The sequence below is a fragment of the Pseudomonas sp. MF06569 genome (assembly GCF_059862735.1).
This window is the reverse complement of record NZ_JCBCUZ010000005.1, coordinates 167,510-191,542: the sequence shown is the minus strand read 5'-3', so window position 1 is coordinate 191,542 and position 24,033 is coordinate 167,510. Positions and strand designations below refer to the sequence as shown.

Below are 24,033 nucleotides of genomic sequence, written 5' to 3'. Positions count from 1 at the left end.
AGGAATTTGTGCCACGCTCAGTGTTATGACTAGAATCAATTTTTTAAGCAAGAGCATCCACCATGGCGCAAGGCGCGATTGACGATATCGCAACGATTAACCGGATCAGTGCTGTTCCAGCGATCCTCAAGGTCATTACTGAAATGACCGGAATGCGCTTTGCCGCCGTTGCCCGTGTCACCCAAACAACCTGGACCGCCTGCGCGGTACTCGACAATCTGAACTTTGGTTTGCAGCCGGGTGGAGAGCTGGACCTGGTCAGTACCCTGTGCTTTGAAAGCATGAACTCGCACCTGCCGATCGTCATCGACAACGCCAGCGAAGATCCGCTGTACCAGAACCATCACACGCCAAAAATGTATCGTTTCAAGAGCTACATCACGATTCCGGTGTGGCGTACCGACGGCAGTTTTTTCGGCACCCTGTGTGCACTTGACCCAGAGCCTGCACGCCTCAGGGACAGCACCATCCAGTCGACAATGGAGTCTTTTTCACGCCTGCTATCGCTGCAAATCGAAGCAGAAGAAAACCTGCAGCGCACAGAAACAGCGCTGCAGCAGGAGCGAGAAAATGCTGAGTTGCGCGAACAATTTATCGCCGTTATCGGCCATGACTTGCGCAACCCGTTATTCGCCATTACGGCCGCCGCCGAGCGCTTGCTGCGCAAGCACTCCAACCCGCAGACCTACGTTCTGGTGCAGCACATCCTGACCTCTGGCCATCGGGCCTCGCAGCTGGTCAATGACGTCCTGGACTTTGCCCGGGGACGGCTCGGCAGCGGAATCCCCGTGACCTTGAGCGAATGCCGGGATCTGAATCAGGTATTCAGCCACGTGATTTCAGAGATACAAAATGTTCATCCCGAGCGGTTGATCCTCTCGCAGATAGGTCAACTCAAAGGTCTTCAATGTGACAGTGGCCGCTTGGCACAACTGCTCTCCAACCTGCTGATCAACGCCATCACCCATGGCTCTTCCACCGGCACGGTGCGCGTCGCCATCCAGACCCAGGATGGCGTGTTCAGTATCAGGGTGGCCAACCAGGGCAAGACCATTCCGGCTGATGTGCTGCCACACTTGTTCAAACCCTATTCACGTCCGGCCAACCACATCCCGCAAGCCGGTCTTGGACTTGGGTTGTACATTGCCAGCCAGATCGCCCTGTCCCATGGAGGCCAACTCGAAGTCGCCTCCGATGAAGTTCATGGCACGGTTTTCACCTTCAGCTTGCCGATGAACTGAAAACCGATAGACGAATAAATCTGTATTTGGCCCCCTGATGGGTAGAAACTGACGTGCTGCTCAGCAGTAACTGATCCAACCCGTCAGTTGCCCCCTATTGCGCCTCGACAGAATCCAGATATGAACACCCGCCTCTGCGCTTATGAAGACCTTACCCCCCTGCAACGCGAGCAACTGCGCAAGATTGAGGTAGCTCCTGAGCAAATCGCTTTTTGCGGCGACATTGCTTCGGCCTTGCACTCACTGCCTGCTCAGCCGCACGCGGGGATCAAGGGATTGGCGCTGCTCAGTGAGGAGTTTCCGGTTGCCTTTATGCTGCTCAAGCGTGAGCCGCTTTTGGCCCATTGGGCTGAGCCTGGCAGCGCAACCTTGCATGCGTTTCAAGTCGACAGCGGCGTTCAGGGCCTGGGGTTGGGTAAAGCCTGCCTGCGTGAACTCCCCCGGGCCATTCGACAGTTCTGGCCCGAAATTCGGCTATTGATGCTGTCGGTAAGCCCGTTCAACGCCAGCGCCCTGGCTTTTTATCTGAGCCAGGGCTGGATCGAACAAGGCGAAGCCTACCGTGGCGAGCGACGCCTGGTACTGCCCCTGATATCACCGTCGCAGCCCCAACTGCGCGCAAGCTAAATCGGCTTTTTAACAGGCAACCAGATTTCTAACAGCCCTGCGCCGGTGTCCGGATTGAAGTCCGCGCTGTAACGTTCAAACTCGGGCGCATCAGCAGCTTCGTAGCCCGAATGAGGCAACCAGTCTTGCCAGATTGCCTGAAACGTCTGCGCAAGGGTGTCCAGTGGGCCGCGATGTTCAAAGACCGCATACGACTGCTCTTGCAGTTCGATCCAGCGATACCGTTCAGGAAGATCGTCCAACTTGCTGATGGCCACGCCGGCAATGTATTCGAAGCCTCCTTTGCCATCAGGGTTACAACAAACGCCGTAGGTTTCATCGCCAATTTGACTTGGCACTTTTCCGATTTCCGGGATGAATTTTTCCCACAATTGTGGAATTCGATCAGCGGTCTCCTCAGTGAAACGGCCACCCAAACCCGCGATCAGTTGAAACTGACCTTTGGCAAATCGCGGAGCTGACAGTTCGAACTTTTCTATTTGATCCATGGGGCATGCTCGATAGAGTAAGTAGGAAACTTAGCAGCTGAGTATAGGAACAAATATACAGCTGGGTCGGATCAGCGGAAAAATAGACCCCGACAGCATCTAGACAAAAGGCCATCACCGCCCGTATTGTTTTGCCCGGACCACCGCAGTGGTCAACGTCGCTCGGACGGTTCCGGGCGCTTACGTATCAGAGGCTCACATGGCAGACCAAGGTTCGCCGCGCCGTTTTGCGCGCATCGATCGACTCCCCCCTTACGTTTTCAACATCACGGCTGAGCTGAAGATGGCCGCCCGACGTCGCGGCGAAGACATCATCGACTTCAGCATGGGCAACCCTGACGGCCCGACGCCTCCTCATATCGTCGAAAAACTCTGCACCGTCGCACAGCGTGAAGACACTCACGGCTACTCGACTTCGCGGGGTATTCCCCGTCTGCGCCGGGCTATTTCTCGTTGGTATGCCGACCGTTACAACGTTGAGATCGATCCGGAACACGAAGCCATCGTCACCATCGGCTCCAAAGAGGGCCTGGCACACTTGATGCTGGCCACCCTGGATCAGGGCGATACCGTGCTGGTGCCTAATCCCAGCTACCCGATCCACATTTACGGTGCCGTGATTGCCGGCGCCCAGGTGCGTTCGGTGCCGCTGATCCCCGGTGTGGACTTTTTTGCCGAGCTGGAAAAAGCCATTCGCGGTTCGATCCCCAAGCCAAAAATGATGATTCTGGGCTTCCCGTCCAATCCGACGGCGCAATGCGTGGAGCTGGACTTTTTCGAGCGCGTGGTGGCCCTGGCCAAGCAATACGATGTGTTGGTGGTTCACGATCTGGCTTACGCCGATATCGTCTACGACGGCTGGAAAGCACCTTCGATCATGCAAGTACCTGGCGCCAAGGACGTAGCCGTGGAGTTCTTCACGCTGTCCAAAAGCTACAACATGGCAGGCTGGCGTATTGGTTTCATGGTGGGCAATCCGGAGTTGGTCAACGCTCTGGCGCGGATCAAGAGCTACCACGACTATGGCACCTTCACTCCGCTGCAAGTGGCCGCGATCGCTGCGCTCGAAGGCGACCAGCAGTGCGTCAAGGATATTGCCGAGCAGTACCGCCAGCGCCGTAACGTCATCGTCAAAGGGCTGCACGAACTGGGCTGGATGGTCGAAAACCCGAAAGCTTCGATGTATATCTGGGCCAAGATCCCGGAGGCTTATGCACACATGGGCTCACTGGAATTCGCCAAGAAGTTGCTGGCGGATGCCAAAGTCTGTGTGTCCCCAGGCGTAGGATTTGGTGAATACGGCGACGATCATGTGCGTTTTGCCCTGATTGAAAACCAGGACCGTATTCGCCAGGCGCTACGTGGTATCCGCGCCATGTTCCGGGCTGACGGCTTTAACCCGGGCTAAGCCATAAACCCGTGTGGGAGCGGGCTGGCTCGCGATTGGATCGCCGCGGTGCAATAGATACACCGCGTTGCGCTTATCGCGAGCCAGCCCGCTCCCACAGGTTTGGTGACGCTTAAACCACCAACGACAGCAGCAGAATAAAGATCAAACCTACAATCGACAGGATGGTTTCCATCGCGGTCCAGGTCTTGAACGTTTCAGCCACTGTCATGTTGAAGTACTGCTTCACCAACCAGAAACCGGCATCGTTGACGTGAGACAGAATCAACGAGCCCGCCCCTGTTGCCAGCACCAGCAGTTCGCGGTTAACGCCCGGAATCATATCCACTACCGGCAATACAATCCCCGCCCCGGTAATCGTTGCCACGGTCGCAGAACCTGTTGCAATACGAATCACCGCCGCCACCAGCCAGGCCAGCAGGATTGGCGAAATTTGCGCGTTCACCGCCATATGGCCGATCACGTCACCCACACCGCTGGCTACCAGCATTTGCTTGAACCCGCCGCCCGCGCCGATGATCAGAATGATCGCTGCGGTAGGGGCCAGGCTCGCGTCCAGCAGTTTGAGGATGCGCTTGGAGTCGATCCCCTGGCGCGCGCCAAAGGTGTACAACGCCAGCAGCAATGCCAGCAACAGGGCACTGATCGGGTGACCGATCATGTCCATCCAGACACGGAAGAAGTTGCCATCAGGCAGCGCAACGTCGGCAAACGTCTTGAGCAGCATCAGGAATACTGGCAGCAGCACAGTGATCAAGGTGATGGAGAAGCTCGGCAGCGTGCTGGATTCCGGCTCGCTCGCCAATTGGTCCATCAACTCCTGGGAAGCGTGACCCGGGATGTACTTGGAGATGAACGTGCCATAAATCGGACCGGCAATGATCGCGGTAGGCAGTGCAACGATCAGGCCGTACAAAATGGTCTTGCCGATGTCAGCACCGAATACACCAATGGCCAGCAGCGGCCCCGGGTGCGGCGGCACCAGACCGTGAACGGCTGACAAACCTGCGAGCAACGGAATACCGATTTTGATGATCGACACGCCGGTACGACGCGCAACGATAAACACCAACGGAATCAGCAGCACAAAGCCGATTTCGAAGAACAACGGAATACCCACCAGGAAGGCGGCAAACATCATCGCCCATTGCACCTTTTCCTTGCCGAAGGCACGGATCAGGGTCCGGGCGATCTGGTCAGCCCCCCCGGAGTCGGCCATCATTTTGCCAAGCATGGTGCCCAGCGCCAGGATGATCCCGACAAAGCCCAATACACCACCAAAACCGTCCTGGAACGACTTGATGATCAGGTTGGCAGGCATGCCGGCGGTCAAGCCAAGAAACGCCGAGGCAATGATCAAGGCAATAAACGGGTGCAGCTTGAATCGGGTGATCAATACGATCAGGCCGATGATGGTGACCACTGCATCGAGCAGCAGAAACGTATTGTGGGACATGCCTAGCATGGGGCGTCTCCTGCCTTTTTGTTCTTATCAAGTACGTAGGTGCCGCTACAGCCGAGGCAGGTAGCGCTATCTGTTTGAAACAACATCATGAGGTTGCCATTACCGTCTGCTCGCACCACCAATCCCGGGCAGCGCTCGCTAATTGCTTAATGTTCATCTCGGCTGCATTCAAGGTCAGCACCAATGACTCATTGGTCGGAGACTCAAGTGCAGCGAACTGACTGTCAATCAGGGTCTTGGGCATGAAGTGCCCCGGACGATCGGCCACTCGCGCAGCGGCAACCTCGGGGGTCAGTTCCAGAAAAACAAAGCCCAGACCGTCAACCGCATCACGCAAACGCTCGCGATAACGCAGTTTTAGCGCCGAGCAGGTCAAGACCGGACGCTGGCCACTGGCAACCGCACGACGCAATTCATCGCACAGGCTGTCTAACCAGCCGGCACGATCTTCATCGGTCAGGGGAATACCGGCACTCATTTTGTCGATGTTGGCCGCAGGGTGAAACGCATCGCCTTCAATCGGGGTCGCGCCATTGAGCTGGCACAGTGCCTGGCTAACGCTGGACTTGCCGCAGCCGGCAACGCCCATGATGACCAGAGCAGTGATAGGTTGACTCATGAAACACCTCAGTCCGTAGACAGCGCTGTCTTTGTCCATGCGTTCAATACTTGAAAGCAAAGCACAAAGCCTAGGCTACCGACGTCTATTTCTCATTTTTATGGGGAGACGCGGTGACGCTCTCGACATACAAAGCTGGGGTAACTGATTTACACACAATCAGGCAATTGCGGGCACGTCAGGACAGCGCTACCTTAGTGACTTGTTTTTTGTTTGGCAAGCCGCCCCGATGACCACCTCTAAAAACGATAAAAACACCCGAACCACGGGTCGCCCCACCCTTAACGAAGTAGCCCGCCTGGCCGGGGTCAGCCCCATCACTGCCTCCCGTGCCTTGCGCGGTATCAGCAGCGTCGCCACGGACCTTGCCGAAAAGGTGCGAATTGCCGCCGATGAGCTGAACTACGTGGTCAACCCGGCCGCCCGGGCACTGGCTTCAGCACAGAGCCACTCCGTCGTGGTGCTGGTTCCGTCCTTGTCCAACCTGCTGTTTATCGACACCCTCGAAGCCATACATGACGTATTGCGTCCTCGGGGTTTTGAGGTGCTGATCGGCAACTTTCACTACTCCCGTGATGAAGAAGAGAACCTGCTGCGCAACTATATGGCCTATCAGCCGCGCGGCCTCCTGCTGACCGGATTTGACCGTTCCGAAAGCTCACGACGGATGATTGAAAGCAGCAATGTACCCTGCGTGTACATGATGGAGCTGGATGCCGCCGAGGGCCTGAACTGCGTCGGGTTCTCCCAATTGAAGGCCGGTGAAACCGCTGCCCGGCACCTGATCTCCCGTGGCCGCAAGCGCCTGGCCTATATAGGCGCCCAACTTGATCAGCGCACGCTGTTGCGTGGCGAAGGTTTTCGCCGCGCCTTGCAGCAGGCGGGTTTGTACAACCCGGAGCTTGAACTGCTGACACCGCGCCCGTCCTCTGTTGGCCTTGGTGGCGAACTGTTCCTGCAGTTGCTGGCCAGCCATCCGCAGGTAGATGCGATCTTTTTCGGCAACGATGACCTTGCCCAGGGCGCACTGCTGGAAGCCGCACGCACCGGCATTAAAATCCCGGAGCAAATCGCCATATTAGGTTTTAACGACCTGCCGTCCTCGGAATTCATGGTGCCGCGCTTAAGCAGTATTCGTACCCCCCGAGAAGCCATCGGCCGTCGTGCGGCCGAGCAGATGCTCACACTGATGGCCGGCAACAAAGTGGCCAATCCGGTGCAAGACATGGGTTTTGAACTGATGGTGCGTGAGAGCAGCTAAGGCCCCTGCTCCCACAGTTAATTAATGCAGTTGCAACGTTGAGTTGAACTGGCTGATGGCATCGACCACATGCCTGGAGCCTTGCTGGATTTCCAGAATCGCCTCCCCGGCTTCATTCGCCAGTTCGACCCCCAGGCCGGTTCGACTCAGACTTGACTGCATACTGGTCACTGCACTCAGCGAGAGGTCATGGTTTCTGCGGACCACTTCGACAATCTCCAGGGTGGCCGCACTGGTACGCGCCGCCAGACTTCTCACCTCATCCGCCACCACGGCAAACCCGCGACCATGCTCCCCTGCCCTCGCCGCTTCGATCGCGGCATTGAGCGCCAGCAAATTGGTTTGATCGGCAATCCCGCGAATGGTCTGCACAATCTTCCCGATGCTGTCCGACTGCTTGCTCACCGCATCAATGCTTTGCGCCGCCTCGTTGAGGTCTTTGGAGATGGCTTCAATGATTTGCACAGTCTGCTGAACCACCTGTGAGCCTTTCTGCGCACAGGCGTCGTTTTGCACCGACGTGCTGTGGGCCGATTCGGCGGCAGTTTGCAGATTGGTGACTTGAGCTGTGATATCACTGGCAAACTTCACCACCTTGTACAAACGGCCCTTGGCATCAAAAATCGGGTTGTAGGAGGCTTCGAGATAAACCGTGTGCCCATGTTTGTCGACCCGTTCAAAACGCCTGGAGTGATACTCGCCACGATTGAGCGAAGCCCAAAATGCTTTATAACCCGATGATTCGGCCTCATGGGGCCGACAGAACATGCCGTGGTGCTGACCGACGATTTCACTCAGCGAGTAATGCATGGTATTGAGAAAGTTCTGATTGGCATTGATCACCCGGCCATCAGGAGAAAACTCGATCATTGCCATCGAGCGGCTCAAGGCGTTCACAATGCTCTGGTTTTCGTGCTCTTTGTTGATTCGAGCGGTGATATCCGAAGCCACCTTGATCACGCGGGTGACGTGCTGATCTGCGCCGACAATGGGCATGTAACTGGCTTCAAGCCACACCTCGCGCCCGGCCTTGTCGAGCCGTGAAAAGGTACCGTTCAACGGTTCTCCACGGGCCAGATCACTCCAGAAATGACTGTAGTCGCTGGACCTCTGGTAACTATCTTCGCAAAAAATCCGGTGATGCTTGCCCCGGATTTCGTCAGCGCAATAGCCCATTACCCTGCAAAAGTTCTCGTTGGCATCAAGAATGGTGCCATCCGGAGCGAATTCAATAATGGCCATGGACCGACTGATGGCCTGCACCTTCGCTAACGTGTCATTCAATGAGCCGTTTAGACGTTTGTTCTCAAGCAGGTCGGCTTTGTTATGCAAATTAAACATGGCTCAATCCCTGGAGGTGCTGTCTATTGATAATTCAAAAGTTTCAAGGCTGCGCTTTAAACTTTTAACGTTAGAGCTGTACGCACTTCGAGGGTTAAAGCATTTATCGCCTACGCCCCGTAACGGTGGAGCATAGCTAGGCAAATGATACGTGCAAGCACATAGCCATCAAGCTGCGACGGAGCGCTCACGCTTTAAAAAATAGCTAAATGGAGGATGTGCACTTTAAAACTGGCAGGGGCCCAAGAACTGAGCCCCCGGCAAATCACTTAATGCCCAAACAATCCAGTATCGGATTTCTTGGATTTTTTATCAGCGCGTTTTTCATCCGCTGTTTTGGCCGGCTTTTTCTTCGCCGCCTTTTTTGAATCCATGCCTTTAGCCATGTCGTGCGCTCCAGTGTTCAAGGATGTGAACTCAGGTATAACACTGATCCGTTGCGAACTTTTAATTAAAACCCGTTATTCAAAAAAGAATGAATGCTCTTGCGTTTTAATTTCGAATAACCCTTTCCAGTAAAAACCGACAACGGCACAAAACCACTCCGTTGTTTGTTTATACTGCGAGCCCTTCCCTGAAGCCTGTGGACTTATGACTGCGATTGTTTACGCCCCGCTTGACGCACCTTTATGGCCGTTAATGAACAAGTTTTACCGTACCCATCAATCGTCGATGAAAGCGGTCAAGGACGCACAATTATGGGTCGCTCGCCAAGAGGACATTGTCGCCGGATTGTGTCTGCGGCCAATTGCTCACGGCCACTGGCTGACCGGGTTGTTTGTCGCGCCAGCACTGCGCGGCCAAGGCGTTGCAGGGGAGCTGGTGAGGCATGCGGTGAAAGCCTGCGAAGGACCGGTCTGGTTGTTCTGCGATCCCGAGCTGCAAGGGTTCTATGAAAAGCTGGGGTTCAGCCTGGACGTGGAGTTGCCCCACGCCCTGCACGAGCGGCTGGTTCGCTATCAACGCAACAAGGCGATGATAGCGCTGGGATCCACTACTCCTGGGTACCCGGCTCCAGATCAGGAAACAGCACCTCGATAAAACCGAACCTGCTGAAATCCTTGATCCGTGACGGATAAAGGCGACCTATCAGGTGATCACACTCATGCTGTACCACCCGCGCATGAAAACCTTCGGCCACCCGTACGATCGGCTCACCCTTGGGCGTGAAGCCTTCGTAGCGGATCTTGTGAAAACGCTCAACGACCCCACGCAGACCGGGTACTGACAGGCACCCCTCCCAGTCTTCTTCAAGGGCCGGGCTCAGAGGCGTGATCAACGGATTGATCAGGATGGTCTGAGGCACGGCTTCAGCATCCGGGTAACGCTCGCTGTGCTCGAATCCAAAGATGACCAATTGCAGGTCAACCCCGATTTGCGGAGCCGCCAGGCCCACGCCTCCTGCGTGCTCCATGGTCTGCAGCATGTCGTCGATCAATTGCCAGAGTTCTGGCGTGTCGAACATTTCATCCGGCACTGGCTCTGCGACACGCAATAGACGCTCATCGCCCATTTTCAAGATTTCACGAATCATGGTCAGTATTCATCAGAAGTGGGTTTAAGGGAGTGGTCGCGCCCAAGGCCGGAGACATGCTTCTTTGGATCAGGATCGTCAGACTCATCGAACGTCTTCTCACCCGGATTCTTGCCTTCAGCCGACATGTGTTCAATCACAGCATTCATTTCAGCGCCCAACAACAGCACTGCGGACGAAATGTAGAAGTACAGCAACAGCACGATGATTGCCCCGATACTGCCATACATGGCGTTGTAGTCCGCGAAGGTTTTGACATAAAAGGCAAAACCCAATGACGCGATGATCCATACCACCACTGCCAGCACCGAGCCCGGCGTAATGAAGCGAAACTTCTGCTCCACGTCGGGCATCACGTAATACATCAACGCCACGGCCACCATCAGCAGCAGGATGATCACCGGCCAGCGCAGGATGGTCCACAACGTCACCACAAAGTCTTCAAGGCCTACCTGCCCCGCGAGCCAGCTCATCACCTGTGGCCCGAGCACCATCAGTGCCGCAGCAACCAGCAGCATGCCGGCAATACCGATGGTGTAAAAAATCGACAGCGGAAAACGCTTCCAGATGGGACGCCCTTCTACCACGTCATAAGCGGCATTCATTGCACTCATCATCAGCCGCACGCCTGCGGAAGCTGTCCACAACGCAATCACGATACCCACCGACAGCAATCCGCCCTTGGATTGCTGTAATTGATCGATCACCGGATTGACCTGTTCCAGCGCTTGCGGTGGCAGCACCAGTTCGGACTGCAGGCGCAGCCAGGTAAAGAAATCGGGAAGATGCAAAAAGCCGATCAATGCAATCAGAAACAGAATGAACGGAAATAACGAAAACAGCATTTGATAGGCCAACGCCGAGGCATAGGTCGACATCTCATCGTCGATAAATTCCTTGACCGTTCTGATCAAGACTTTGCCCAAAGGCAGGCCGTTCAAGCCTGGAAAAAACATAGCGTCTCCTTTCGCCGCTGAGTTATTGAGATCACACGCCTCCAAGCGAAGGGTTGTACCTAAAAGTAGTCCAATTGGCGACTTTGAAAGCACTTGATCGCCAAACCTGTGAAAAGCCCACTCCAAGGTTGACCCCCCGGCCCGGCAGCGAGTTTCATTTAATTCTGCCGATCATTTCGTCGATCAGAGCAGGTTGGGCTTTATGTTTGCTCGCTAACCCCCGAGAATACGCGACGTATTCAGGCTATGGCGCTGAAGATCCGCAATTGTAGGAAGTTTATGAAACTCGATAAAAAGCTGGCTATTGCCCGCAGAAACCAGGAACTCGGCGGCGCGGTACTCGGCGTCAACAACTGCCATTTCGCCGCACTGAACACCAACAAGAACATCTGGTGGTTCGATATTCCGCTGGCCCGCCTGGCCATCGGTCAATACGAATGGGTGCACCTGTTGCTGCACACCCCAAGCACCGACGAACTGCTCCACCTGAAGGTGACCACTGCATTCCTGCGTGAAAAACGCGAAGGCATGGTCGTTCGCGCAACGCACAAACGTACGCCGACCATGAGCCTTGAGCTGAGCGCGGACAAAGACTCCTACTTGCAGGACGTGCGTCCGACAGGTACCGGCGTCAACTTCGCACAGTTTGTGTTGTAGTCGCTACCAAAGGCTGCGAAGGGTTGCGTAGCAGCCCGTTTTTTGAACGCCACACACCTGCATCGCAGCCTTCGGCAGCGACTACAAGCGTTGCGTTCAAAACAAAAAAGCCCCGCAATGCGGGGCTTTTTCGTATCCAGGCCCGTTACTTCTTGAGGCCCAGTTTCTTCAGCTCTTCGTCTCGCAGTTCACGGCGCAGAATCTTACCTACGTTGGTAGTCGGCAAACTGTCGCGGAACTCGACGAATTTCGGAGCCTTATAGGCAGTCAGATTGGCACGCATGTGCGCCATGACCTGATCCTTGGTCAGCGTCATGCCCGGCTTGACCACGATAAACACCTTGATCAATTCACCGGTCTTTTCATCCGGAATGCCGATTGCTGCTGACTGCAATACGCCAGGCAAGGAAGCCATCACATCTTCCAGTTCGTTCGGGTAAACATTGAAACCCGACACCAGGATCATGTCTTTCTTGCGGTCGACGATACGCATGTAGCCATCAGGCTGAATGACCGCAATATCACCGGACTTCAACCAGCCATCGCTGTCCATGATCTCGGCGGTCGCGTCAGGACGCTGCCAGTAACCCTTCATGACCTGCGGGCCCTTGATGCACAGCTCGCCAATTTCGCCCAGCGGCAGTTCTTCACCGGCATCATTGATCACTTTGCACAGGGTCGAAGGCATCGGAATGCCGATAGTGCCTACCTGAATGTTCTGGATCGGGTTCACCGAAGCCACAGGGCTGGTTTCGGTCATGCCATAACCTTCGCAGATCGGGCTGCCCGTCACGGTTTTCCAGCGTTCAGCTACCGACAGTTGCAAGGCCATGCCGCCCGACAACGTCATCTTGAGGGCCGAAAAGTCCAGCTTGCGGAACGCCTCGTTATTGCATAGAGCAACAAACAGGGTGTTAAGACCGACAAAACCGCTGAACTTCCACTTGGACAGTTCCTTGACCATCGCAGGCAAATCACGGGGGTTGCTGATCAGCACGTTGTGGTTGCCGAGCAACATCATTGCCATGCAGTGAAAGGTAAATGCGTAGATGTGATAAAGCGGCAATGGCGTAATCAGGATTTCACTGCCCTCGTTGAGGTTGGAACCCATCAACGCCTTGCACTGCAGCATGTTGGCGATCAGGTTGCGATGGCTCAGCATCGCGCCCTTGGCCACACCCGTGGTACCACCGGTGTATTGCAGCACGGCAACTTCACTGCTTACCGGGTTCGCTTCCTTGACCGGCTGGCCACGGCCTTTGCTCAACACGTCGTTGAACTTGATGGCCTGAGGCAAGTAATAGGCCGGGACCATCTTTTTCACATACTTGATGACAGCGTTGATCAGCACACGCTTGAAGGGCGCCAGCATGTCAGCCACTTCGGTGACAATCACATACTTGACCGAGGTCTGCGGTACGACCTTCTCGGCCAGGTGCGCCATGTTCGCCAGGCATACCAGCGCTTTGGCGCCGGAGTCCTTGAATTGGTGCTCCATTTCCCGCGCGGTGTACAGCGGGTTGGTGTTGACCACGATCAAGCCGGCGCGGATGGCTCCGAACACAGCGATCGGGTATTGCAACAGGTTGGGCAACTGCACGGCGATGCGATCGCCGGGTTGCAGGTCGGTGTGCTGCTGCAACCAGGCAGCAAATGCGCCGGACTGCTCGTAAAGCTCACCGTAGGTGATGGTTTTGCCGAGGTTACTGAACGCCGGTTTATCAGCGAAACGCTGGCAAGACTCTCGCAGTACCGTCTGAATATTTGGATATTCATCGGGATTGATTTCAGCAGCAATCCCAGCTGGGTACTTATCCTTCCAAAAGCCTTCAATCATGGAAGCCCACTCCTCAGCGTCGCGAATTCTTCACCGCATCGGGTGCGGTTCTTATTTGTTTGATTTTTATAATGGACAGATCTGGCTTTTACTTACCTAGAAGTCACAAAGCGCGCCGAGAGTAGCAGCTTTGCCAAAGGCCGCCTAGAGCCAAAAACAGGGTTTAGAGTCACCAACCTGACTGTAGGACAATCCAAAGTCATCATTAGTGCAAAAACTCTATTAACGACAAAACCCCTCTATATCGGGCCTCACAGATCATTCATTTGGGGCTATCGATAACGATTGGTCATTTTCATGGCTGAAAAAAACGCCCACTGCCTCAAGGCAAGCGGGCGTCTGTCGCCAGGCTGAACGAATCAGGCGATATCTCGTAACTCGCGACGCAGGATTTTGCCCACTGGGGTCATGGGCAAGGAATCGCGCAACACGATTTGCTTGGGCACCTTATAACCGGTGAAGTTGTCCTTGCAGTAAGCCTTCAGTTCTTCAACGGTCACTCCGCCTGCACGAGGCACGACAAACAATTTGACCGCCTCCCCGGTGCGATCGTCCGGTACGCCAATGACCGCGCAATTGGCCACTTTTGGATGGGCCATCACGATGTCTTCAATTTCGTTGGGGTACACATTGAAACCGGAGACGATGATCAGGTCTTTTTTGCGATCGACAATACGGACAAAACCATCCGGATCAATCACTGCGATATCACCGGTCCTGAACCAGCCCTCGGCATCCAGTACTTCGGCCGTGGCCTCGGGGTTTTGCCAGTAGCCTTTCATCACTTGAGGGCCTTTGACGCACAACTCGCCTCTCTCGCCCAGGCCCAGGTCGACACCTTCGTCGCTGATCACCTTCATGGCCGTACCGGGAACCGGCATGCCCACCGTCCCCAGCCTTGCCAGTGAACCGCAAGGGTTGGCACTGGCCACCGGGGAGGTTTCAGTGAGCCCGTAACCTTCAACAATCCGGCACCCCGTGAGTTTTTCCCAACGCTCTGCCGTGGCCTTGACCAGCGCCGTGCCGCCCGAGTTGGTGATTTTGAGCCCGGAGAAATCCACGGTCTTGAAGTCAGGGTGATCCATGAGCGCAACAAACAAGGTGTTAAGGCCAAGGAAACCAGTGAATTTCCAGTTTTTGAGCTCCTTGATAAACCCTTTGATGTCGCGCGGATTGGTGATCAGGACGTTATGGTTGCCCGTGACCATCATCCCCATGCAATTGGCGGTGAAAGCATAGATATGGTAGAGCGGCAATGGGCCGATCATGATCTCGCGGCCGTCCTTGAGCATCGGCTGACCATCCGGGCCATGCTGGGACAGGCAGGCACGCAGTTGCAGCATGTTGGCGATCAGATTGCCATGGGTCAGCATCGCGCCCTTGGGCAAGCCGGTGGTGCCGCCGGTGTATTGCAGCACCGCAGTGTCATCCAGGGATGTCGTCAGCGGGCGGATAACCTGACCCGCGCCACGGCGCAAAACATTTTTGAAGGGGATCGCCTGGGGTAACTGATAGGCCGGCACCAGCTTTTTAACCTTGTCGACCACCAGATTTGTGACCCAGCCTTTTACGGCCGGCATCATGTCGCCCATTCTGGCTTCGATCAGGTAGTCGATTTCGATGTCTTGCAGCACTTCCTGCACGCGCTTGCCAAACATGTTCAAGTACACCAGCGCACGAATCCCGGCGCTCTTGAACTGATGGTGCATCTCGCGCGAGGTGTAGAGCGGGTTGGTGTTGACCACCACCAGCCCCGCACGCATCGCACCAAATACGGCAATCGGGTACTGCAGGGTATTGGGCATTTGCACGGCGATACGATCGCCGGGCTTGAGATCGGTGTGTTCCTGCAGGTAACCGGCAAAAGCAGCACTGTAGCGCTCCAGTTCGGCATAGCTGATGGTCACGCCCAGATTGCTGAAGGCCGGGCGGTCCGCGAATTTCTTGCAGGAGCGCTCAAACACGTCAACGACCGATTTGTAGGTCGTCATGTCGATATCCAGCGGTACCCCGGCGGGACGTTTGTCATTCCAGAAATCAGGTTGCATTATTTTTATCCTCGTACCTGAGCGTGTCTTGCCGCAACTTTCACTTCGTGAAAAGCGGAACTTGCGGACGGTAACAGTTATCAAGTTGTAGGCAAATACAGCGATCTTCGCCATTTACATCTTGAATCTTATTACAACACGACTCCTTGATAAGTGGCCGCTCTGCAAATGCGCTATACACTGCTACGACAACAAATGAAGGAACTGCCATGACCCCTGAGACTTTTTGGCTGGACGCGAATGACCGAAGTGGTCTTTTCGTTAACCAGTGGCTGCCTGCTGGCACGCCCAAGGCCATAGTCCTGCTGGCTCATGGCATGGCCGAGCACAGTGGTCGTTATTCCCTCCTGGGCAAAACCCTGAATGATGCCGGTTTTGGACTGTATGCCCATGACCAGCGCGGACACGGCAAAACGGCCGAACAGGGGACTCTGGGGTACTTTGCCGACAATGATGGCTGGTGCGCAGTCGTCAGCGATGTGGCCAGCCTTGCTCAACACATCGGCCAGGCTCACCCCGGGGTGCCGATTTTCCTGCTGGGCCACAGCATGGGCAGCTACATCGCCCAGGCGTACTTGATGCATCACAGTGCCAGCCTGCAAGGCGCCATTCTCAGCGCCTCAAATTTCCAGCCGGTGGCGCTCTATCGTGCGGCCAGCCTGATCGCCCGCTTCGAGCGTTTGCGCCAGGGACCAAAAGGTCGAAGTGCGTTGATCGAGTGGCTGTCCTTCGGCTCTTTCAATAAAGCCTTCAAGCCCAATCGCACACCTTATGACTGGCTTAGCCGTGATCCGGCGCAGGTCGATGCCTATGCCAGCGACCCTCTGTGCGGGTTTCGGTGCACCAACCAGCTATGGATCGATTTGCTTGGCGGGTTGCAGCAAATCAGCAAAGCGTCCAATCTCGCTCAGATCGATCCAGGCCTGCCTTTACTGATAATGGGCGGCGAATGTGATCCGGTGAGTGAAGGCAAGCGTCTCACTGATCTGGCCAAGGCTTTGCGAGATGCCGGCAATCGCCAGTTGCAGCTGAATCTGTATCCGCAAGCGCGGCACGAACTCTTCAACGAAACCAATCGCGACGCAGTGATGGCGGATGTGATCGCCTGGCTCAATCATGCATTGAGCCATACCCGCCCGCTGCGCAGCGAATGAGCAACCACAATTTCGCTATAAAGTACTTTAAAATCAATATCTTAAAACCGAATACTCGTCACAGGACATGCGCTAGATGACCCAGGTTACCAACACCCCGTACGAAGCCCTCGAAGTCGGCCAGACTGCCAGCTACAGCAAGACCGTCGGAGAGCGCGACATTCAGCTTTTTGCGGCCATGTCCGGCGACCACAACCCTGTGCACCTCGATCCTGAGTTCGCGGCTGCGACCATGTTCAAAGAGCGCATTGCCCATGGCATGTTCAGTGGCGCACTGATCAGTGCTGCCGTGGCCTGCGAACTTCCGGGCCCTGGCACTATCTATGTCGGCCAGCAAATGAGCTTTCAGAAGCCGGTAAAAATCGGTGACACCCTCACCGTGCGTCTGGAAATTCTGGAAAAGCTGCCAAAATTTCGCGTGCGCATTGCGACCCGTGTCTTCAATCAGCGCGATGAAATTGTCGTTGATGGCGAGGCTGAAATCATTGCGCCACGCAAACAACAAACCGTGACCTTGCCGGTGCTACCGGCAATCAGCATTGGCTAAAACCCAATGCATGCGGGAGCGGGCTTGCTTGCGATGCAATCAACCCGGTACATGCCTCATACCGGGTTGTTGCTGTCGCGAGCAAGCCCGCTCCCGCTGTAGATCTAAACTGGATCTACCCGCCCCGGGCTAATCAAGCCCGGGCACGTGCCTCGTTACGCAAGGCCTTGACCTGATCGTGATTGCGTTGCACGCCATGCAACTGACGCTCTACCAGATCACGAATACCTACCAGATTGTGCTTGCTGATTTTTTCCAGCGCTTCCTTGTAGGCTTTCAGGGCATGATCTTCGCCGCGCTCGGCTTCGTTGAGCACCGCTTCTTCATCCTTGCCTGTAAACACGGATTTCACGTCTACCCAACGGCGGTGCAAATCACCGGCCACGCTGGTGCTGGTTTCAGGATCGCCGCCCAAAGCGCGTACCTGAGCCTGCAACTCGGCAGCAGCGGCTGCACATTCGGCTGAGCGCTTGGCAAACAGCGCCTTGAGCTCTGGGTGCTTGATGTCTTCGGCGCAGGTTTTAAACCCTTCCTGACCGTCTTTGCTGGTTTCGATCAAATCGTTCAGGACGCTAATGGCTTCTTTATTGAGGTCAGTCATTGTTCAATTCCTTACAAGGTTGAGGATCGTGCAATAGAGATTGCAGGGCTCGTGCCAGTTTTTGAATTAAATAAAATGCTTGAATATCAATAGCTTAAAAAAACACAAAAAAACTGTATCCGGTTTATATGCATGATCTGTCAATTGGCCTTCATGCAAATTGCCTGTATTTTCATTCCATCGCGTTACGCACCTGAAGGCCTTTGCATGAACCCCGAAAAACTCGAACTCCTGATCACTCGCGAGATGCCCTTCGGCAAATACAAGGGCCGAATCATCGCCGACCTGCCCGGACAGTACCTGAACTGGTTTGCCCGCCAGGGCTTCCCCCACGGTGAACTGGGCGGCTTGCTGGCCCTGATGCAAGAGATCGATCACAACGGCCTGTCGGACCTGCTCGACCCATTACGCGCCAAACACTCGAAACCCAAACCCCGTCACTAATAGAGTTGCCCATGCCAAGGATTGAAGATAACGCCCGCGACGAAAACTTCTGGCACGCCATCGCCGAGCGCTACGACGTAGCTCCCGGCCCGATCAATCTGGAGAACGGCTACTTCGGGCGCATGACTCGCGACGTGGCGCAGGACTATCAGCGCACTGTCGACTTTATTAACCGCAACAACTCGCTACCGGTGCGCCAGCACTTCGATGAGACTCAGAGCGTTGAGATCCGCGACCAGCTCGCTGACCTGCTGGGCGTTGACCCGTCCGGCGTCGCGTTGACTTCGCGCGCGACCGATGCCCTGCAATCGCTGATTCGCAACTACAACCGCCTGCAGCCCGGCGATCAGTTACTGATCTGCGACCTGGAGTACCACAGCGTCGAATATGCGATGCGCTGGGTCGCACAGCAGCGCGGGCTTGAGGTCATTGAAATATCCCACAAGCACCCCGCCACCCATGAAAGTCTGGTGGCCAGTTATCGCGAAGCCTTTGAGCGTCACCCAAGGCTCAAACTGATGGCGCTCACCCACGTCACCCACCGCACCGGGCTTGTATTACCCGTGCAGGACATTGTCGCGGCGGCCACATCTCATGGTGTGGACGTGATCCTTGACGGCGCCCACGCCCTGGGCCAGATCGAGTTCGACCTGCAGGCTCTGGGCGTCGCCTTTGCGGGGTACAACCTGCACAAATGGATCGGCGGACCGCTGACCCTGGGCTTCATGTACATCGACCCCCAGCGCCTGGCCGATATTGACCCCGACATGGGCAACCAGCATTACCCCGAGCCGGACATTCGCAACCGCTCACCCTATGGCACGCCAAACATACCGGCCTGGCTGACCCTGCCCAAAGTGTTGCAGGAGCACCAGGACATGGGAGGCACACAGGCCAAAGGGGCACGACTGAACTACCTGCGCGACCTGTGGGTCAGTGAAGCGCGAAAAATGCCGGGGATTGAAGTGCTGATCGAGGATGATCCGCGACTGCGCTGCGCGATTACCTCGCTGCGCTTTACCCATGTGCAGGATCAGCAGCCGATGGTTGAGCGCCTGCTCAAGGACTACAACCTGTTCACCGTCGCGCGCAATGGCTCGGCGTGTGGCAGCTGCATCCGGATTACCGTTGGGTTCACTACCACCCTGGATGACATCAATCAGCTGGTCAACGCGTTGCGAGAGCTGTCGCAGGGCAATTAGTCGATCCTGTGGGAGCGGGCTTGCTCGCGATGCTGACGACGCGGTTTTTCAAATAGACCGCAGTGAGATCATCACGAGCAAGCCCGCTCCCACATCACCGACCATGTGTTTTTCAGGCAAAAAAAAGGTGCGCCGACCAAGCGCACCAAAAACCGTAGAACACACAACTATTCGTACTAAAACATCAATCCAGCAGAGCAAGCGCCTCAGCGGTGCATTCCTGGATACGGGCCCAATCGCCGTTTTTGATCCACTCGCTGTCCAGCATCCAGCTACCACCCACGCACATCACGTTTTTCAACGCCATGTAGCTGCGGATATTGGCCGGGCCGACACCGCCAGTCGGGCAGAATTTCACTTCACCGAACGGGCCACCCAATGCCTTGATCGCGGCCACACCGCCACTGACTTCAGCCGGGAACAGTTTGAAACGACGGTAGCCCAACCCGTAGCCTTCCATGATCCCGGAGGCATTGCTGATACCCGGCAGCAGCGGGATGTCGCTGGCAACGCTGGCCTGGAGCAGGTCACGGGTGATGCCTGGGGTGACAATAAATTGCGAACCGGCTTCTTCAGCCGCCGCCAGCATGTGCCGATCCAGCACGGTACCCGCTCCCGTCACCAGTTCAGGGCGCTGGTCTCGCAAAATGCGGATGGCCTTGAGGCCGAACGCCGAGCGCAGAGTCACCTCAAGGGCCGTCAGGCCACCTGCCGCCAGCGCATCTGCCAATGGCAGAATGTCTTGTTCGCGAGCAATGGTAATCACCGGCAGAATGCGTGCACGGTCACAGAGGCTGTCGATCAGGGCGACTTTATCCGCCATCGATACGTTCGCAATTGTTGTTGTCATGGCAGCTGATCCTTGGCTCATGGGCACCAGTAAATCTCTAACGTAGGTTGCAGAAAGGCACGAATCGGCAAGGCGGCAACATCGTTGCTCCCCAGCGCTTCGTTGAGGGTGTTCAATTTGGACTGTCCCTGAATCGACAGCACCTTGTGCCTGGCGCTCGCCAGCAGGCTGCGGCTCATGCTCAGGCGCTGATGCGGCACCGTAGGCGCCAGCATCGCCCAGCAACGACGAGGGTTGTCCAGTTGCAGGGCTTCGGTCAGGTTCGGGCTGTTGGGGAACAACGACGCGGTATGCCCGTCATCGCCCATGCCCAGAATCAGGACATCAATCGGCGGCAGCTCGGCCAGGCCCTGATCCGCTTCCAGTGCAGCCTTTTCAACTGTCGCAGCCGCGTTGTACAAGCCGACAAAACGGGCCTTGGCAGCCGGGCCTCGCAGCAGATGCTTCTTGAGCAGGCCAGCGTTGCTGTCGGCATGTTCAACCGGCACCCAGCGTTCATCGGCAAGGCTGACGACCACTTTCGACCAGTCGATCGGTTGTTTGATCAAGCTCTCGAAAAACGCCACCGGGCTGCGACCACCAGACACCACCAGCGTCGCAACGCCCTGACTGGCAATGGCCTGGTTCAATTGCCCGGCAACGCTTATTGCCAGCCCCTCGGCCATGGACGCCGGGTTCTTGAAGGTGTGCGCATGGACACCCTCAGGCAGTTTCAAATCAGATATCGCCATACCAAGACCTCCCGTCCCGCGTAATCAATGCAATGGAACTCATCGGTCCCCAGGAACCCGCCGCGTACGGCTTGGGCGCATCACCGGACTTTTTCCAGCCCGCGATCAACTGGTCGCACCATTTCCATGCCGCTTCAATTTCATCTTTGCGTACAAACAGGTTCTGGTTGCCACGCATGACTTCGAGTAACAGACGCTCGTAGGCATCCGGAATCCGAGCACTGCGATAAGTGTCGGAAAAATTCAATTGCAACGGACCGCTGCGCAGTTGCATGCCTTTGTCCAGGCCCTGCTCCTTGGTCATCACACGCAAGGAAATACCTTCGTCCGGCTGCAGGCGAATGATCAGCTTGTTGCCGATTTGCAAACGCTGCTCCGGGGCGAAGATGTAGTGCGACGGTTCCTTGAAGTGGATCACGATCTGCGACAGCTTTTGTGGCATGCGCTTGCCGGTACGCAGGTAGAACGGCACACCCGCCCAACGCCAGTTACGGATATCGGCACGCAGCGCAACGAAGGTTTCGGTGTCGCTCTGGGTGTTGGAGTTTTCTTCCTCCAGATAACCCGGCACTGACTGGCCTTCGCTGTAACCGGCGATGTACTGGCCGCGCACCACTTGGGTGGTCAGGCCTTCGGCGCTGATCGGGGCCAGGGCCTTGAGCACTTTTACCTTTTCGTCGCGAATGCTGTCAGCCGACAGGTCCGCTGGCGGGTCCATCGCAATCAGGCACAGCAACTGCAGCAGGTGGTTTTGAATCATGTCGCGCAGCTGGCCGGCCTTGTCGAAATAACCCCAACGACCTTCGATGCCCACTTTCTCGGCCACGGTGATTTCAACGTGGGAGATGTAGCGCTGGTTCCACTGGGTTTCGAACAGGCTGTTGGCAAAGCGCAATGCAATCAGGTTCTGGACGGTTTCTTTGCCCAGATAGTGGTCGATGCGGTAGGTGCGGTTCTCGGGGAAGAACTGCGCCACGGAGTCGTTTACCTTGCGCGACGACTCGAGGTCCGAGCCGATGGGCTTTTCCAGCACCACGCGGGTATTTTCAGCCAGGCCGACTTTCGACAGGTTCTCGCAAATGGCGCCGTAAACCGCAGCCGGTGTGGCGAAGTAGGCAATCAGGCGTTGTTCTGTTCCGGCAAGCTCTGCCAGAGGCACATAATCTTCAGTCTTGAAAAAATCCACATGCAGGTAGCTCAACCGAGCCAGGAAGCGGGTCAGCGCCTCAACTTCGATTTCCTTCTCGCCCAGATACTGGCGCAACTGGCTGTCGATGTGCGCCAGATGCGCAGTGGCTTCGCCCGGCTCACGGGCCAGGGCGAGAATGCGCGTATCCGCATGGAGCAGACCGGCGCGGTCCAGTTGGTATAAAGCAGGAAACAGCTTGCGCAAGGCCAAATCGCCAAGGGCGCCGAACAAGGCAAAGGTGCACGGTTCAACCGTAATCGAAGGCATGATGTTTGTTCTTTTATCAAGTTAAGCTACAAATACCTTTTTTCAAGGCATCACTCAAGGAAAAATGTAGTAATAAACACAACATTTTCTCAAAATACAGATTCCTGCTAGTGGTCATCACAGGCCACCAGTAGGATAGGCCACCTTCCAGAACCGCTTTAGAGCGGTTCTTGCATCGCTGACCCAAGGATCATAAATGGACCGCGTGCGAAATTTACTCGAACAGATCAAGGGCCGCCTCGAAGACCTGAACAAGGCCGAGCGCAAAGTGGCTGAAATCATTTTGCAGAACCCGCAGCAGGCAACCCGATTCAGCATCGCAGCACTGGCTCAGGCGGCTTCGGTCAGCGAGCCGACGGTTAACCGTTTCTGCCGTTCATTTGGCGTCAGCGGCTACCCTGAACTGAAGCTGCAACTGGCACAAAGCCTGGCCAGCGGCGCAGCCTATGTCAGCCGCGCGGTCGAAGCCGACGACAATCCCGAAGCCTACACCCAAAAGATTTTCGGCAGCGCCATTGCCTCACTGGACAGCGCTTGCCAGGCATTGGACCCGAACCTTATCAGCCGCGCCGTCGACTTGCTGATCCAGGCCCGGCAAATCCACTTTTTTGGCCTGGGTGCTTCGGCTCCGGTGGCGCTGGATGCACAACACAAGTTCTTTCGTTTCAACCTGGCGGTCACCGCCCATGCCGACGTACTGATGCAACGCATGATCGCGTCCGTAGCCCATACCGGTGAGTTGTTCGTGATTATTTCCTACACCGGACGCACCCGCGAGCTGGTGGAAGTGGCGCGCATTGCGCGGGCCAACGGCGCTTCAGTGCTGGGCCTGACGGCAGAAAACTCGCCACTGGCCAAGGCCAGTACCTTGAGCCTGAACATTCCGCTGCCCGAAGACACCGACATCTATATGCCGATGACCTCGCGCATCATCCAACTCACCGTACTCGATGTACTTGCCACCGGCATGACCCTGCGCCGGGGCGTGGACTTCCAGCCGCACCTGCGCAAAATCAAGGAAAGCCTCAATGCCAGCCGCTACCCGGTAGGCGACGAGTTCAACTGATAGCCTCGCTACGCTCCTAAGCGGCTACACATTCACCGCCTGCCCGCTTTTGTAGCCGCTGCCGCAGGCTGCGATCGGCCGCGTAGCGGTCGTTAAACCGCAATACACGGTTTGCCTGATTAAACTGGGAGGCTGACTTTACGACGGCTGCGCCGCCGATCGCAGCCTCGCTACGCTCCTCAGCGGCTACAAATACGACTACCGTGCCAGCCGACAAGCGGCAGCGCCCTGCTCTTCCCCCCTCCTCTTTCCAGCCCCTGTTTTCTAAAGCAATCGCTCCCTTACCGCCTATAAAGCTGTAGCTCCAAAGACGTTTAACTGTCAGATATGACAGGTTACAGCTGTCGAAAACAGTCATAACGTGAACACCTCGGGGTCATTTTTTGAAACGGGGTTCAGACGTTGCTGCGCCTGCTGCTCCTGCCCCTACACATTCAGATCGATCTATCTGAAAAGTCCCCGTGGCAGGAGCTCATGATCATGGCCTAAGAACCGCTCAG

The 24,033-nt window shown here is 56.0% G+C and carries 22 protein-coding genes and 2 pseudogenes; 11 read left to right on the top strand and 13 right to left on the bottom strand.

Features of this window, described 5'->3' with window-relative positions; genetic code table 11:
* Window positions 1-62: 62 nt before the first annotated feature.
* On the top strand, window positions 63-1,241 hold the full coding sequence (locus AC19YQ_RS07695; RefSeq protein ID WP_326397492.1) for a GAF domain-containing sensor histidine kinase: 1,179 nt from the start codon (window positions 63-65) through the stop codon (window positions 1,239-1,241).
* A 120-nt stretch (window positions 1,242-1,361) separates the two neighbouring features.
* On the top strand, window positions 1,362-1,868 hold the full coding sequence (locus tag AC19YQ_RS07690) for a GNAT family N-acetyltransferase (RefSeq protein ID WP_133077294.1): 507 nt from the start codon (window positions 1,362-1,364) through the stop codon (window positions 1,866-1,868).
* Here AC19YQ_RS07690 and AC19YQ_RS07685 read toward each other — a convergent pair.
* A complete protein-coding gene (locus AC19YQ_RS07685; protein WP_326397490.1) occupies window positions 1,865-2,356 on the bottom strand; it encodes a GyrI-like domain-containing protein in 492 nt (163 codons plus the stop codon). The two genes, AC19YQ_RS07690 and AC19YQ_RS07685, sit on opposite strands and share 4 nt — an antisense overlap.
* A gap of 199 nt (window positions 2,357-2,555) precedes the next feature.
* Between AC19YQ_RS07685 and alaC the strand changes: the two genes are divergently transcribed.
* Window positions 2,556-3,764 (top strand): alanine transaminase, encoded by a 1,209-nt coding sequence (gene alaC / locus AC19YQ_RS07680; RefSeq protein ID WP_219262900.1) that lies wholly within the window; start codon window positions 2,556-2,558, stop codon window positions 3,762-3,764.
* A gap of 112 nt (window positions 3,765-3,876) precedes the next feature.
* Here the strand turns inward: alaC and AC19YQ_RS07675 are convergent, their stop codons facing one another.
* Both AC19YQ_RS07675 and AC19YQ_RS07670 read right to left on the bottom strand, forming a co-directional pair.
* Window positions 3,877-5,229, bottom strand: coding sequence for a GntP family permease (locus AC19YQ_RS07675; RefSeq protein ID WP_019829158.1), 1,353 nt, complete (start codon window positions 5,227-5,229; stop codon window positions 3,877-3,879).
* A gap of 85 nt (window positions 5,230-5,314) precedes the next feature.
* Window positions 5,315-5,848 carry a gluconokinase gene (locus tag AC19YQ_RS07670; protein ID WP_133077291.1) on the bottom strand — a complete coding sequence of 178 codons (534 nt, stop codon included), beginning with the start codon at window positions 5,846-5,848 and terminating at the stop codon, window positions 5,315-5,317.
* A 229-nt stretch (window positions 5,849-6,077) separates the two neighbouring features.
* Here AC19YQ_RS07670 and gntR point away from each other — a divergent pair, with 229 nt between their 5' ends.
* Window positions 6,078-7,109, top strand: a complete 1,032-nt coding sequence (gntR, locus tag AC19YQ_RS07665; protein WP_133077290.1) for an HTH-type transcriptional regulator GntR — start codon at window positions 6,078-6,080, stop codon at window positions 7,107-7,109.
* Between the two features lie 21 nt (window positions 7,110-7,130).
* Here the strand turns inward: gntR and AC19YQ_RS07660 are convergent.
* Together AC19YQ_RS07660 and AC19YQ_RS07655 are read right to left on the bottom strand one after the other, a co-directional pair.
* Window positions 7,131-7,559 (bottom strand): annotated as a pseudogene (locus AC19YQ_RS07660) (methyl-accepting chemotaxis protein); the annotation flags it as partial.
* 120 nt (window positions 7,560-7,679) lie between these two features.
* Window positions 7,680-8,351: pseudogene (locus tag AC19YQ_RS07655) on the bottom strand (PAS domain-containing protein); the annotation flags it as partial.
* Between the two features lie 690 nt (window positions 8,352-9,041).
* Between AC19YQ_RS07655 and AC19YQ_RS07650 the strand changes: the two are divergent.
* On the top strand, window positions 9,042-9,491 hold the full coding sequence (locus AC19YQ_RS07650) for a GNAT family N-acetyltransferase (RefSeq protein WP_500594867.1): 450 nt from the start codon (window positions 9,042-9,044) through the stop codon (window positions 9,489-9,491).
* Here AC19YQ_RS07650 and def read toward each other — a convergent pair.
* Together def and AC19YQ_RS07640 are read right to left on the bottom strand one after the other, a co-directional pair.
* Entirely contained in the window at window positions 9,445-9,984 is a 540-nt protein-coding gene (gene def / locus AC19YQ_RS07645; RefSeq protein ID WP_219262902.1) for a peptide deformylase, read from the bottom strand. The two genes, AC19YQ_RS07650 and def, sit on opposite strands and share 47 nt — an antisense overlap.
* A 2-nt stretch (window positions 9,985-9,986) precedes the next feature.
* Window positions 9,987-10,940: a YihY/virulence factor BrkB family protein gene (locus tag AC19YQ_RS07640; protein ID WP_133077286.1), complete on the bottom strand. Its 954-nt coding sequence runs from the start codon at window positions 10,938-10,940 to the stop codon at window positions 9,987-9,989.
* 279 nt (window positions 10,941-11,219) lie between these two features.
* Between AC19YQ_RS07640 and AC19YQ_RS07635 the strand changes: the two genes are divergently transcribed.
* Window positions 11,220-11,597, top strand: coding sequence for a hypothetical protein (locus AC19YQ_RS07635; RefSeq protein WP_133077285.1), 378 nt, complete (start codon window positions 11,220-11,222; stop codon window positions 11,595-11,597).
* A gap of 145 nt (window positions 11,598-11,742) precedes the next feature.
* Here the strand turns inward: AC19YQ_RS07635 and fadD1 are convergent, their stop codons facing one another.
* Both fadD1 and fadD2 read right to left on the bottom strand, forming a co-directional pair.
* Window positions 11,743-13,434, bottom strand: coding sequence for a long-chain-fatty-acid--CoA ligase FadD1 (gene fadD1, locus AC19YQ_RS07630; RefSeq protein WP_133077284.1), 1,692 nt, complete (start codon window positions 13,432-13,434; stop codon window positions 11,743-11,745).
* 359 nt (window positions 13,435-13,793) lie between these two features.
* Window positions 13,794-15,482 (bottom strand): long-chain-fatty-acid--CoA ligase FadD2, encoded by a 1,689-nt coding sequence (gene fadD2, locus AC19YQ_RS07625; protein ID WP_133077283.1) that lies wholly within the window; start codon window positions 15,480-15,482, stop codon window positions 13,794-13,796.
* A 209-nt stretch (window positions 15,483-15,691) separates the two neighbouring features.
* Between fadD2 and AC19YQ_RS07620 the strand changes: the two genes are divergently transcribed.
* Entirely contained in the window at window positions 15,692-16,636 is a 945-nt protein-coding gene (locus AC19YQ_RS07620; protein ID WP_326427282.1) for an alpha/beta hydrolase, read from the top strand.
* A 76-nt stretch (window positions 16,637-16,712) separates the two neighbouring features.
* The gene (locus tag AC19YQ_RS07615; protein WP_019829146.1) at window positions 16,713-17,183 is read left to right on the top strand and encodes a MaoC family dehydratase; all 471 of its coding nucleotides are present in this window, start codon (window positions 16,713-16,715) and stop codon (window positions 17,181-17,183) included.
* A 133-nt stretch (window positions 17,184-17,316) separates the two neighbouring features.
* On the opposite strand, the gene AC19YQ_RS07610 is transcribed toward AC19YQ_RS07615, so the two are convergent.
* Window positions 17,317-17,784: a PA2169 family four-helix-bundle protein gene (locus AC19YQ_RS07610; protein ID WP_133077281.1), complete on the bottom strand. Its 468-nt coding sequence runs from the start codon at window positions 17,782-17,784 to the stop codon at window positions 17,317-17,319.
* A gap of 207 nt (window positions 17,785-17,991) precedes the next feature.
* On the opposite strand from AC19YQ_RS07610, the gene AC19YQ_RS07605 reads away from it, so the two are divergent.
* Window positions 17,992-18,228, top strand: coding sequence for a DUF3820 family protein (locus tag AC19YQ_RS07605; protein ID WP_019829144.1), 237 nt, complete (start codon window positions 17,992-17,994; stop codon window positions 18,226-18,228).
* 11 nt (window positions 18,229-18,239) lie between these two features.
* Window positions 18,240-19,430: an aminotransferase class V-fold PLP-dependent enzyme gene (locus AC19YQ_RS07600; protein WP_500594866.1), complete on the top strand. Its 1,191-nt coding sequence runs from the start codon at window positions 18,240-18,242 to the stop codon at window positions 19,428-19,430.
* Between the two features lie 184 nt (window positions 19,431-19,614).
* Here the strand turns inward: AC19YQ_RS07600 and AC19YQ_RS07595 are convergent, their stop codons facing one another.
* From AC19YQ_RS07595 to zwf, 3 genes are read right to left on the bottom strand one after another with little or no spacing between them, the layout of a single operon-like run.
* Window positions 19,615-20,280 carry a bifunctional 4-hydroxy-2-oxoglutarate aldolase/2-dehydro-3-deoxy-phosphogluconate aldolase gene (locus AC19YQ_RS07595; RefSeq protein ID WP_133077279.1) on the bottom strand — a complete coding sequence of 222 codons (666 nt, stop codon included), beginning with the start codon at window positions 20,278-20,280 and terminating at the stop codon, window positions 19,615-19,617.
* A gap of 17 nt (window positions 20,281-20,297) precedes the next feature.
* Window positions 20,298-21,011, bottom strand: coding sequence for a 6-phosphogluconolactonase (pgl, locus tag AC19YQ_RS07590; protein ID WP_133077278.1), 714 nt, complete (start codon window positions 21,009-21,011; stop codon window positions 20,298-20,300).
* Entirely contained in the window at window positions 20,998-22,467 is a 1,470-nt protein-coding gene (gene zwf / locus AC19YQ_RS07585; protein ID WP_219262906.1) for a glucose-6-phosphate dehydrogenase, read from the bottom strand. The genes pgl and zwf overlap by 14 nt, the downstream gene beginning before the upstream one ends.
* Window positions 22,468-22,672: 205 nt before the next feature.
* On the opposite strand from zwf, the gene AC19YQ_RS07580 reads away from it, so the two are divergent.
* Window positions 22,673-23,533 (top strand): MurR/RpiR family transcriptional regulator, encoded by an 861-nt coding sequence (locus tag AC19YQ_RS07580; protein WP_173667433.1) that lies wholly within the window; start codon window positions 22,673-22,675, stop codon window positions 23,531-23,533.
* The last annotated feature ends 500 nt before the right edge of the window (window positions 23,534-24,033 follow it).

Excerpts from the sequence above, each read along its gene's own strand:
- alaC (WP_219262900.1), top strand. The coding sequence starts at position 2,556 with ATGGCAGACCAAGGTTCGCCGCGCCGTTTTGCGCGCATCGATCGACTC.
- gntR (WP_133077290.1), top strand. The coding sequence starts at position 6,078 with ATGACCACCTCTAAAAACGATAAAAACACCCGAACCACGGGTCGCCCC.
- AC19YQ_RS07640 (WP_133077286.1), bottom strand. The coding sequence starts at position 10,940 with ATGTTTTTTCCAGGCTTGAACGGCCTGCCTTTGGGCAAAGTCTTGATC.
- AC19YQ_RS07610 (WP_133077281.1), bottom strand. The coding sequence starts at position 17,784 with ATGACTGACCTCAATAAAGAAGCCATTAGCGTCCTGAACGATTTGATC.
- AC19YQ_RS07595 (WP_133077279.1), bottom strand. The coding sequence starts at position 20,280 with ATGACAACAACAATTGCGAACGTATCGATGGCGGATAAAGTCGCCCTG.
- def (WP_219262902.1), bottom strand. The coding sequence starts at position 9,984 with ATGATTCGTGAAATCTTGAAAATGGGCGATGAGCGTCTATTGCGTGTC.
- AC19YQ_RS07635 (WP_133077285.1), top strand. The coding sequence starts at position 11,220 with ATGAAACTCGATAAAAAGCTGGCTATTGCCCGCAGAAACCAGGAACTC.
- AC19YQ_RS07690 (WP_133077294.1), top strand. The coding sequence starts at position 1,362 with ATGAACACCCGCCTCTGCGCTTATGAAGACCTTACCCCCCTGCAACGC.
- AC19YQ_RS07615 (WP_019829146.1), top strand. The coding sequence starts at position 16,713 with ATGACCCAGGTTACCAACACCCCGTACGAAGCCCTCGAAGTCGGCCAG.
- pgl (WP_133077278.1), bottom strand. The coding sequence starts at position 21,011 with ATGGCGATATCTGATTTGAAACTGCCTGAGGGTGTCCATGCGCACACC.
- fadD2 (WP_133077283.1), bottom strand. The coding sequence starts at position 15,482 with ATGCAACCTGATTTCTGGAATGACAAACGTCCCGCCGGGGTACCGCTG.
- AC19YQ_RS07695 (WP_326397492.1), top strand. The coding sequence starts at position 63 with ATGGCGCAAGGCGCGATTGACGATATCGCAACGATTAACCGGATCAGT.
- zwf (WP_219262906.1), bottom strand. The coding sequence starts at position 22,467 with ATGCCTTCGATTACGGTTGAACCGTGCACCTTTGCCTTGTTCGGCGCC.
- AC19YQ_RS07600 (WP_500594866.1), top strand. The coding sequence starts at position 18,240 with ATGCCAAGGATTGAAGATAACGCCCGCGACGAAAACTTCTGGCACGCC.
- AC19YQ_RS07685 (WP_326397490.1), bottom strand. The coding sequence starts at position 2,356 with ATGGATCAAATAGAAAAGTTCGAACTGTCAGCTCCGCGATTTGCCAAA.
- AC19YQ_RS07620 (WP_326427282.1), top strand. The coding sequence starts at position 15,692 with ATGACCCCTGAGACTTTTTGGCTGGACGCGAATGACCGAAGTGGTCTT.
- AC19YQ_RS07650 (WP_500594867.1), top strand. The coding sequence starts at position 9,042 with ATGACTGCGATTGTTTACGCCCCGCTTGACGCACCTTTATGGCCGTTA.
- fadD1 (WP_133077284.1), bottom strand. The coding sequence starts at position 13,434 with ATGATTGAAGGCTTTTGGAAGGATAAGTACCCAGCTGGGATTGCTGCT.
- AC19YQ_RS07670 (WP_133077291.1), bottom strand. The coding sequence starts at position 5,848 with ATGAGTCAACCTATCACTGCTCTGGTCATCATGGGCGTTGCCGGCTGC.
- AC19YQ_RS07675 (WP_019829158.1), bottom strand. The coding sequence starts at position 5,229 with ATGCTAGGCATGTCCCACAATACGTTTCTGCTGCTCGATGCAGTGGTC.
- AC19YQ_RS07605 (WP_019829144.1), top strand. The coding sequence starts at position 17,992 with ATGAACCCCGAAAAACTCGAACTCCTGATCACTCGCGAGATGCCCTTC.